Below are 8,281 nucleotides of genomic sequence, written 5' to 3' on the forward strand. Positions count from 1 at the left end.
GCTCCGCGGTTGAAGATCGAGTAAACTCGCACACAACAATTCTCTGCATTTTTCCTTTTGGCGCGCCCGCCTCACGCGCGAAGCACGCAAATGTACCGATGCCTTATTCCTGACCCTGGAATTGAAAGAAAAGAACCAAGAGGCCGCCTTGATTTCTCAGGGCGCTGGCGCATGCCGGACTGTGGAATTCACAAAGCCGACGCATCCCGCGAACGTCGTCTATGACGCTGTCAGCGACAAGATTGTCGGTGCCTTCAGCGCGTGCGCAGATCTGTTCGGCGCAACCGAAGGCGTTGCCGCCAGCGGCGTCGCGCTTGTTCGGGAAAAACTGATACGGGGTGCCGAAGAGATACTGGACCTGTCCTGGTACCTGGCAGACGCCTATCGCCTGATCACATTCTAGGCGCGAGCCGTCTGGGGGCGGGTCAGAGGTTGTTGCCGCGCCTCTTGCCAAATTCGCTCAAACCGAAGATTGGGCCAACGGCCGAAAAGGGCCAATCTGCGCCGGTGGCTGCCTGAGACGCGAACGGCAGGTTCGTTTCAATCGAGACACTTGGTCCCTGGCGATTGCGGTGCATGCCGGAGGCTTTGCGCAGCCTGGGTTCGTTGGGGTCGGAGGATCACAACTTCCACCTCACCCCACTCGGCACGTCCCCAAGCAAACTTGCGCCGGAGAGCACGAAGACCTTGTCTTCGCCGAGGGCAAAAGCCGTGAGGCTCCCGTTGGCGAAGGCTTCGTCCAGCACGTTGAGGCCGCAGGTGAAGGCGCCGAGGGCGCGCTTGACTTCAGCTGGTTCTCTGTTCGTTGCCACAACGCCGTAAGACAAAAAAATTCGACCGCCTCTTATTCCGAAGACCCCTGCGAAGGCAGGGGAGTATAGTGATATCTGAAATTGAATCGCTGAGGCTTGCGTTGCCTGAAGCGCGCCTCTTTTTTTGGGAATCGGAATGGCTCAATCATCCTAAAACAAGTCATTAGCCGCCCGGCAGGAAGTTCCTAAAAGCGGACATTCGCGAGAGCGCTGATTGATCCCAGCAGCAGGCGCTGGTGTGGTATCCGTTTCACCCCCATCGTCTTTGCCCGATCAAACCGACCACGTCTAAGGGCGGATTTTTGCGTTTGGTATGAACACTGCGTTTTGCGTCAAACGTCTTCAAGCTTTCATCGAAGTTTCAAGTGGTCTATCAAAAGCTTAGTTTTTGAAGGGATAAACGCCGCACTCGATGGAAGATGATCGCGCCACAGCTGACGACCTGCCTTCCACCGAGGGGTATACCGTTTTTCTCAGCTATTCTCGAGCAGATCGGGAACAGGCGGTGGCTTTAATCAAAATTCTGGAAGACGCCGGTTTCCCGACCTGGTGGGATGGCTTGCTCGAAGGTGGCGCGCAGTATTCGAAAATCACGCACGCCGCACTCGAAAACGCCAGGGCGGTCGTTGTTCTATGGTCGAAGACCTCCCGGGAGTCCCACTGGGTTCAGGATGAAGCGAGCCGCGGCCGGGACACAGGTCGGCTCGTGCCACTTTCCATCGATGGGAGCCTGCCACCGCTCGGCTTTGGACAGTTTCAGGCGATCGACATATCGGGGTGCCTGACAAGACCGGATAGCGGTCCGATCCAGAATGCTCTGCGCGCCCTCGAAATTTTGCACGACCAAAAGGCCCGCCCATTTGTCACCGAGCGTAAAAAACGCCTCAAGATCAGCCGGCGTGATCTGATGATTGGATCCGGCGCTACGGCAATGGTTCTTGTTGGCGGAATGCTCACATTGCGGGGGACAAATGTGTGGGGCAGCGATCAGGAGGTCGGCGTGGCCGTTTTGCCCTTCGAGAACCTGAGCGGCGATCCGGATCAGAACTATTTTGCCGATGGTTTGACCGCGGAAATCCGTAACCAGCTTATCAGGCGTGCCGGGCTTCGCGTCGTGGGGGCAGCATCTTCTGAAATTGCGGCGCGGGATTATGACGACCCGTCCGATACGGCTCGTGCTCTTGGCATTACGCATCTTCTGTCGGGCAAAATACAGAAGATGGAAAATATCGTGAAGATAACCGCCGAATTATCAGAGGGAAAAACGGGCCTGACCCAATGGTCGGAAAACTATGAGCGCTTTCTCACCGATATTTTTGCTTTGCAAAGTGAGATCGGTAATTCGGTCACGCAATCGCTTGTCGCGCTCATGGGGAAAGCTGCTGAATTGGAAGGGGCCAACCGGCCTGGCGGCACCGATAATTTTGCAGCCTTTGACGCCTGGCTGCGCGGGAACGATCTGTATGCCAATCCGGTAGATGAAGCGAGCGACAGAGCGGCTCTGGCCTACTTTGATCGCGCAATCACCCTCGACCCGACCTTTGCGGACGCGCACGCCTCACGCGCGCAGGCTTTGGTCATGATTGCCAATCTGTACAGTGATACTGAAGAGCGCACCGATTACTATGATGCAGCTGTCACGTCCGCGCGCCTGGCAACACAATTGGCGCCCGATTTCGCCAACGCTTACACCGTTCTGGGGTATACGTTTGCAGCGGCAAAGCTGGATTTCAGGTCACCGACCGAGCCTTTCGCCAAAGCATATGACCTTGCGCCAGAAGACCCGCTTATCCTCAACCGATATGGCACTTTTCTTTCCCGCAAGAGGCAATCGAAGCAAGCCATACCAATTCTTGAAACATTGAAAGAAGTCGATCCCATCGATCCCCTCTCCTTCCGCGCGATTGGCAACGGCTATTATGAAGCCGGACTCTACGACGAGGCCATCAATGCGTTTGAATATGCGCTGGCGCTATCGCCGAACTATCGTTCCATATATGCGCGTCTGGGTTATTCTTACATGTTCAGCGGCAATCTGGCCGCTGCTGAAACAGCGTTTAACAAGGCCGAAGTCCCCGTGCGTCGCCTTCCCGGATTGGCCATGCTGGCGCATCGCAAAGGCGATGTGGATGGGGCGCAGGCTCTGCTGGAAGAGTTAATCTCGACCCAGGGTGATGACTCCCACTACCAATACGCACAAGTTTACGCCGATTGGGGAGAAACGGAAAATGCGCTGAGCGCACTTGAGACAGCCTATGCGCTGCGCGATGGCGGCATGGTTTTGATGTACAGCGACCCCATTCTGCGTTCGCTCTACGACGAACCGCGCTATCTCGCTATCGCAGAAAAAATGGGGTTCGTCTGAACGCACTTCCGGATCCCTACCCCAACCAAATTTGCTCGCGCGGCAGGATCGGCGCAAGCTCAACCGACAGCGCCATCAGGAAGATCAGACGGCGGAGGATGAGGGCGGCGATGGCTTCGCGGCAGAAGGCGGCGAGGTCTGTCATGGGCGGGAGCGTGGCCCGGGTTCACGGCCTGCCGGATTGAGGGGCGGGCTTCTGGCGGGATGCGGTGAGGTTTGGGAGGTGGGGTGTTGGAGAGGGAGCCAAGTATTCCCCGCTCCAGCGCCCCCTCTCCGAAGACCCCTGCGGAGGCAGGGGTCCATCTCCGGATCGCACCTGCAGTGCGAAAGGAAAGCTCAGGAGATGGATACCCGCCTGCGCGGGTATCCTCGGAAAAGGGAGATCGCCCCCCGTGGTCTTACCGTATTCCGGAAATGCCGCATCCCGTTTAGTCTGACGTAAACATCCGGAAGGTTCAGAAGGCATGTCATCGCGTCTCGTTGAAGTGATCGTGCGAGATGCCGATGTCGAACGGACCCGGAGCCTGCTCAAAGGTTGCAGCGCGCGGCTCTGGCAGGAGAGCGTCCCCGACGGGCGCGAGAAATTTTCCGCCATCGTGGTCAGTCATGACGTCGAAAACCTGCTGGCAGGACTGAGCGAAACTCTGGGAGACAGCGAGGATTATTCCGCCCTTGTGCTGGAGCTTCAGGCGATCATACCGCCGCTTGTGGAGCCCGAAGTGGCGGGTGCTGTAGATGGGACGCCTGCCCGTGAACCGACATCACTTGAGAAATTCCTGAGCCGCGACCGGCGGAGCACGGACGAGATTTACGACGATGTGGTCGACTCGATTGCGCTGACGCCCGAATACCTGCTGACGGTTGTCCTGTCGGCCCTGATCGCTGCGCTCGGCATGCGTAGCGGCCAGACGGCCATCGTCATCGGCGCCATGGTGATCGCACCCCTGCTCGGGCCAACCCTGTCGCTGGCGCTCGCCGGCACTGTCGGCAATGCCGCCCTGGCCTGGCGCGCGGCCCGCACGCTCGCTGTGGGTGCGGTCAGCGTGCTCATCTTTACCACATTGCTCAGCATCATGATCGATTTCGATCCCCTGACGCCGGAATTGTACAGCCGCACCATGGTTCATCTTGGCGACATCGCACTCGCGCTCGCCTCCGGCGCAGCCGGCGTGCTGGCCCTGAACAAGGGCGCCTCATCCTCTCTGGTCGGCGTGATGATCGCGGTGGCGCTTGTCCCGCCTCTCTCCGCCGCGGGCCTGTATTTCGGGGATGGCCACCCGGCGCTTGGCCTGCGGGCCCTGTTCCTGTTCGCCAGCAACCTTGTGTGCATCAACATTGCCGGCATCGCGGCGTTCCTGATTCAGGGATTGCCGCCGAAACGGTGGCGGATCACGCTGGGCGTCCTCGCCACATGGATTGTCGTGCTTCTACTGTTCATTGCCATGATCACAGGCCGCCTCTTTCTCGGAATCGCCTGGACGGGTGAGCCTGCCTAGAGCTTCCACCTGACGCCGGTCGGCACGTCTCCCAGCAAACTCGCGCCGGAGAGGACGAAGACCTTGTCTTCGCCGAGGGCGAAGGCGGTGAGGCCTTCGGGGAAGACTTTGGCGAAGGCGTCGTCCAGCACGTTGAGGCCGCCGGTGAAGGCGCCAAGGGCGGGCATGACGAGGCGGGCGCCGTCGCTGGCGAAGCATTTGCGGCGCACGGTTCGGCCACGGCCTTTGACTTTCGCAACGGGGTGGAGGTGGCCGGCGATCTCGCCCGCCTCCCCTTCCGGCTCATGCCGGAAGACGAGCGGGCCGAGGCGCAGGGTTTTCGCCGCCCGGCCGCCGAGATGGGCGGGCGGGTCGGGGTCGTGGTTGCCTTCCACCCAGACCCAGTCATGCGCGGCGGTGAGCGCGCGGATGCGGGCGGCATAGGCTTCCGGCAGGCGCAGATCGGCCGCGCGGTCATGGAAACTGTCGCCGAGGGAGAGGATGGTTTCGGGCTGCAGCGCGGCCGCGAGGCGCTCGACCACGGAAAGGGTCGCGCCGGTGTCATAGGGCGGCAGCATCTGGCCGCGGGCAGCATAGGCGCTGCCTTTCTCCAGGTGCAGGTCAGACACCACAAGCAGGCGCCGGGCCGCCCACCACAACGCCCCTTCCGGCAGCGGCGTCAGCAGCTCACCCGCAACGTGCAGGAAGGTGGAGGTGGATTGCGGGGCAAGGGCGGTCATGTCGGGGGCGAGTCTCGCGCCAGCCGGGCGCAAAATCAATCGCCCTGATCCCTACCGCAAAACATCCAGAAAGCTGGAGGCGCCTCACCTTCAGGGGGAGAAGTTCTATTTCCGGTATCCTGCAGTGAATAAAACAGGCGGCATTTCAGGGCACTCATCCGTGAATCAGGTGTTAACCGCGGCGCGGAAACTAATTTTCCGGATTAGCGAGCCTCTCATCTTCCCATGTCATAGTCGCCGGCATGAGATGGAATATGACCCTTTCCCCGCGCCGCGACGGCGGCCTGGTGCAGGCCTTCATCAAGGATCGTCGCGCCAATACCGCCATGATGTTCGCCATTATGTTGCTGCCGCTGCTGGTCGTGGCCGGTGCAACGATCGATTTTGCGCGCCAGAGCGCGATGAAATCCAAGGCGCAGTCGGCGATCGACGCCGCCATCCTGCAGGCGGCGCTGCAGCCGGAGAACACCAACAATAACGACCTGACGGCCGGCGCCCGCGCCTATTTCGATGCAGAGATGGGAGGCGACCTGGTCGTCGTCGACAATTTCTCGGTCAAGCGCGTGGGCGACACGTTCCAGGCAACCATGAGCGGCTCAACCGATGCGACGCTGCTCGGCCTGATCGGCATTTCCGCGCTGCCGCTGAGTGCATCGTCGGAAGTGAAAATGTCGGAGCGCAAGTTCGAAGTGGCGCTCGCCCTCGATACGACCGGCTCGATGACCGGCAACAAGCTGGCGAACCTGAAAACCTCGGCAAACCAGCTGGTCGACCGGCTGAGCACGGCGACGACGGCGTCGGACGGCGTGAAGTTTGCCGTGGTGCCGTTTGCCGCGACGGTTCGCGTCGGATCCGGCAAGGAAGCCGAACAGTGGATGGACGATGCCGGCAAGTCGAAGCGCAGCGCCGACAACCTCATCCCGAACGTCAACCGCTTTGCCCTGATGAAGCACCTGAAGAAGGACTGGACGGGCTGTGTGGAAGCGCGCCTTCCGCCTTATGACGTGACGGATGAAGTGGCCACCAATTCCGATCCGGACACGCTGTTCGCGCCGGTCTTCGTGCCGGACGATCTCGACAACAAGTGGATGTATCCGAACACCTATGTGAACGATGTGGCGACCTGGGGCACAATGCTCGACAAGATCGGCAATGTGAAGAAGTACGGCATCAATTCGACCGCCGACGCCGCGTTCCCGAACAAATGGTCAAACGTCAGCACACAGACGCCGTACAAGTTCTTCGTCGACTCGAACAATTACAGCGGCCCGAACTCGCTGTGCGAGTCGGAAGAAGTCCTGCCGCTGACGACCAGCGTCAGCAAGACAAAAGCCAAGATCGGCGCCCTGACGGCGGCCGGCAGCACCAACACGACTGAAGGCATCATGTGGGCGTGGCGCATGCTGAGCCATGGCGCTCCGTTCTCGGAAGGCGCGCCGAAGTCGAACAAGAATGTCGACAAGATCATCGTGCTGCTGTCGGACGGCAACAATCATGTGAACTATCGTTCCGACGCGCGCGGCTCCGACTATTTCGCCTATGGCTATATCAACAATGGCAACCTGCCGGGGGCCCCGGCCGGCGCGACCCAGCAGCAGATCTGGGACGCCATGGACGCCCGCACGCTGGAGGCCTGCAGCAATGCCAAGGCCGATGGCGTGACGATCTACACGATCCGCCTCGAACTGGCTGACAGCCGGTCCGACAACCTGCTGCGCGGCTGTGCTTCGTCGGATTCGCATTATCTCGACGTGCCGGATGCCGACCAGCTGGACGCGGCGTTCGCCAAGATCTCGAACGACATCCTGCAGCTTTACCTGTCGAAGTAAGCGTCAGACGCGCATGGCGTCGCGCACGAGGTCGCTCTCGGCCTCGCCGAGAATGGCGTCCTGCACGCTGGCGCCGAACACCGGCTCCTTGCCGATCTCGAGCATGACCGGCACGGCGAAGGGGCTGATCCGGTCGAGCGGGATATGGTCGATACGGCCCTCGATGCGCACCAGCATCTCGCCAAGGCGGCGCACGTCGAGGAGGCCCGTGGCGGCATCCTGCCGGGCGGCCTGCAGCAGGATGTGGTCCGGCTCGTGGCTGCGCAGCACGTCATAGATGAGATCGGTGGAGAAGCTCACCTGGCGTGAGTTTTTCTCCTTGCCCGGAAGGTTGCGGTGGATGAGACCGGAAATCTGGGCGCAGTGCGCAAAGGTGCGCTTCATCAGGGCGCTCTCGTCCAGCCAGGCTTCGAGGTCGTCGCCCAGCATGTCCGGATGGAACAGGGCGTTCATGTCGAGGCCGCCCATGTCCTCCATGCCCCAGACAGCCATGGCGTATTCGCTGGCGACAAAGCCCGTGGGCCTGGCGCCGATGCGCTCCAGCCGCCGCGTCAGCAACATGCCCAGCGTCTGGTGCGCGAGGCGCCCCTCGAAGGGATAGGTGACAAGGTAATGCCGGTCGCCGCGCGGGAAGGTCTCGACCAGGAGATGGTCCGGCGGCGGAATTTCGGAGCGCAGGCGCTGGATTTCGAACCATTCGCGTACAGGGTCCGGCAGGCCGGTCCATTGCGCCGGGTCGTGGATCATGTGGCGCACGCGGTCAGCGAGGAAGGTCGTCAGCGGGAACTTGCCGCCATTATAGGACGGGATGGCCGGACGATCCCCCACGGCGCGGACGACAAGGGCATCGAGCCCGTCAATGCCGACGAGGCGCAGCACCTCGCCGCCGAAGAGGAAGGTGTCGCCGGGCGTCAGCTGCGACAGGAAATATTCTTCCATCTCGCCCAGCTTGTGGCCGGCGCGGATAGTTCGGCGTTCTCCTCCCCCGCTTGCGGGGGAGGTGGCAGACGGCGAAGCCGGCTGACGGAGGGGGGAGCCGCCACGAGTCCGCAATCCCCCC

General features: G+C 61.1%; 7 protein-coding genes and 1 pseudogene. 4 read left to right on the forward strand and 4 right to left on the reverse strand.

All coding sequences use genetic code 11. The features are described from left to right. Nucleotides 1-181: 181 nt before the first annotated feature. Nucleotides 182-403 (forward strand): hypothetical protein, encoded by a 222-nt coding sequence (locus R3C13_RS11810; RefSeq protein WP_371311029.1) that lies wholly within the window; start codon nucleotides 182-184, stop codon nucleotides 401-403. A 217-nt stretch (nucleotides 404-620) separates the two neighbouring features. On the opposite strand, the gene R3C13_RS11815 is transcribed toward R3C13_RS11810, so the two are convergent. Further along, nucleotides 621-812 (reverse strand): hypothetical protein, encoded by a 192-nt coding sequence (locus R3C13_RS11815; protein WP_371311030.1) that lies wholly within the window; start codon nucleotides 810-812, stop codon nucleotides 621-623. Nucleotides 813-1,224: 412 nt separating this feature from the next. Between R3C13_RS11815 and R3C13_RS11820 the strand changes: the two genes are divergently transcribed. After that, a complete protein-coding gene (locus R3C13_RS11820) occupies nucleotides 1,225-3,177 on the forward strand; it encodes a TIR domain-containing protein (RefSeq protein ID WP_371311031.1) in 1,953 nt (650 codons plus the stop codon). A 16-nt stretch (nucleotides 3,178-3,193) separates the two neighbouring features. On the opposite strand, the gene R3C13_RS11825 is transcribed toward R3C13_RS11820, so the two are convergent. Continuing rightward, nucleotides 3,194-3,322, reverse strand: a complete 129-nt coding sequence (locus R3C13_RS11825; protein WP_371311032.1) for a hypothetical protein — start codon at nucleotides 3,320-3,322, stop codon at nucleotides 3,194-3,196. Nucleotides 3,323-3,641: 319 nt separating this feature from the next. On the opposite strand from R3C13_RS11825, the gene R3C13_RS11830 reads away from it, so the two are divergent. Further along, nucleotides 3,642-4,673 (forward strand): TIGR00341 family protein, encoded by a 1,032-nt coding sequence (locus tag R3C13_RS11830; protein WP_371311033.1) that lies wholly within the window; start codon nucleotides 3,642-3,644, stop codon nucleotides 4,671-4,673. Here R3C13_RS11830 and pdeM read toward each other — a convergent pair. After that, nucleotides 4,670-5,392 (reverse strand): ligase-associated DNA damage response endonuclease PdeM, encoded by a 723-nt coding sequence (gene pdeM, locus R3C13_RS11835; RefSeq protein ID WP_371311034.1) that lies wholly within the window; start codon nucleotides 5,390-5,392, stop codon nucleotides 4,670-4,672. The genes R3C13_RS11830 and pdeM overlap by 4 nt on opposite strands. Nucleotides 5,393-5,646: 254 nt before the next feature. Here pdeM and R3C13_RS11840 point away from each other — a divergent pair, with 254 nt between their 5' ends. Further along, the gene (locus R3C13_RS11840) at nucleotides 5,647-7,221 is read left to right on the forward strand and encodes a pilus assembly protein TadG-related protein (protein ID WP_371311035.1); all 1,575 of its coding nucleotides are present in this window, start codon (nucleotides 5,647-5,649) and stop codon (nucleotides 7,219-7,221) included. Between the two features lie 3 nt (nucleotides 7,222-7,224). Here the strand turns inward: R3C13_RS11840 and R3C13_RS11845 are convergent. After that, a pseudogene (locus tag R3C13_RS11845) lies at nucleotides 7,225-8,281 on the reverse strand (DNA ligase-associated DEXH box helicase); the annotation flags it as partial.

Source organism: Hyphomonas sp., from assembly GCF_041398385.1.
Taxonomy (GTDB): domain Bacteria; phylum Pseudomonadota; class Alphaproteobacteria; order Caulobacterales; family Hyphomonadaceae; genus Hyphomonas.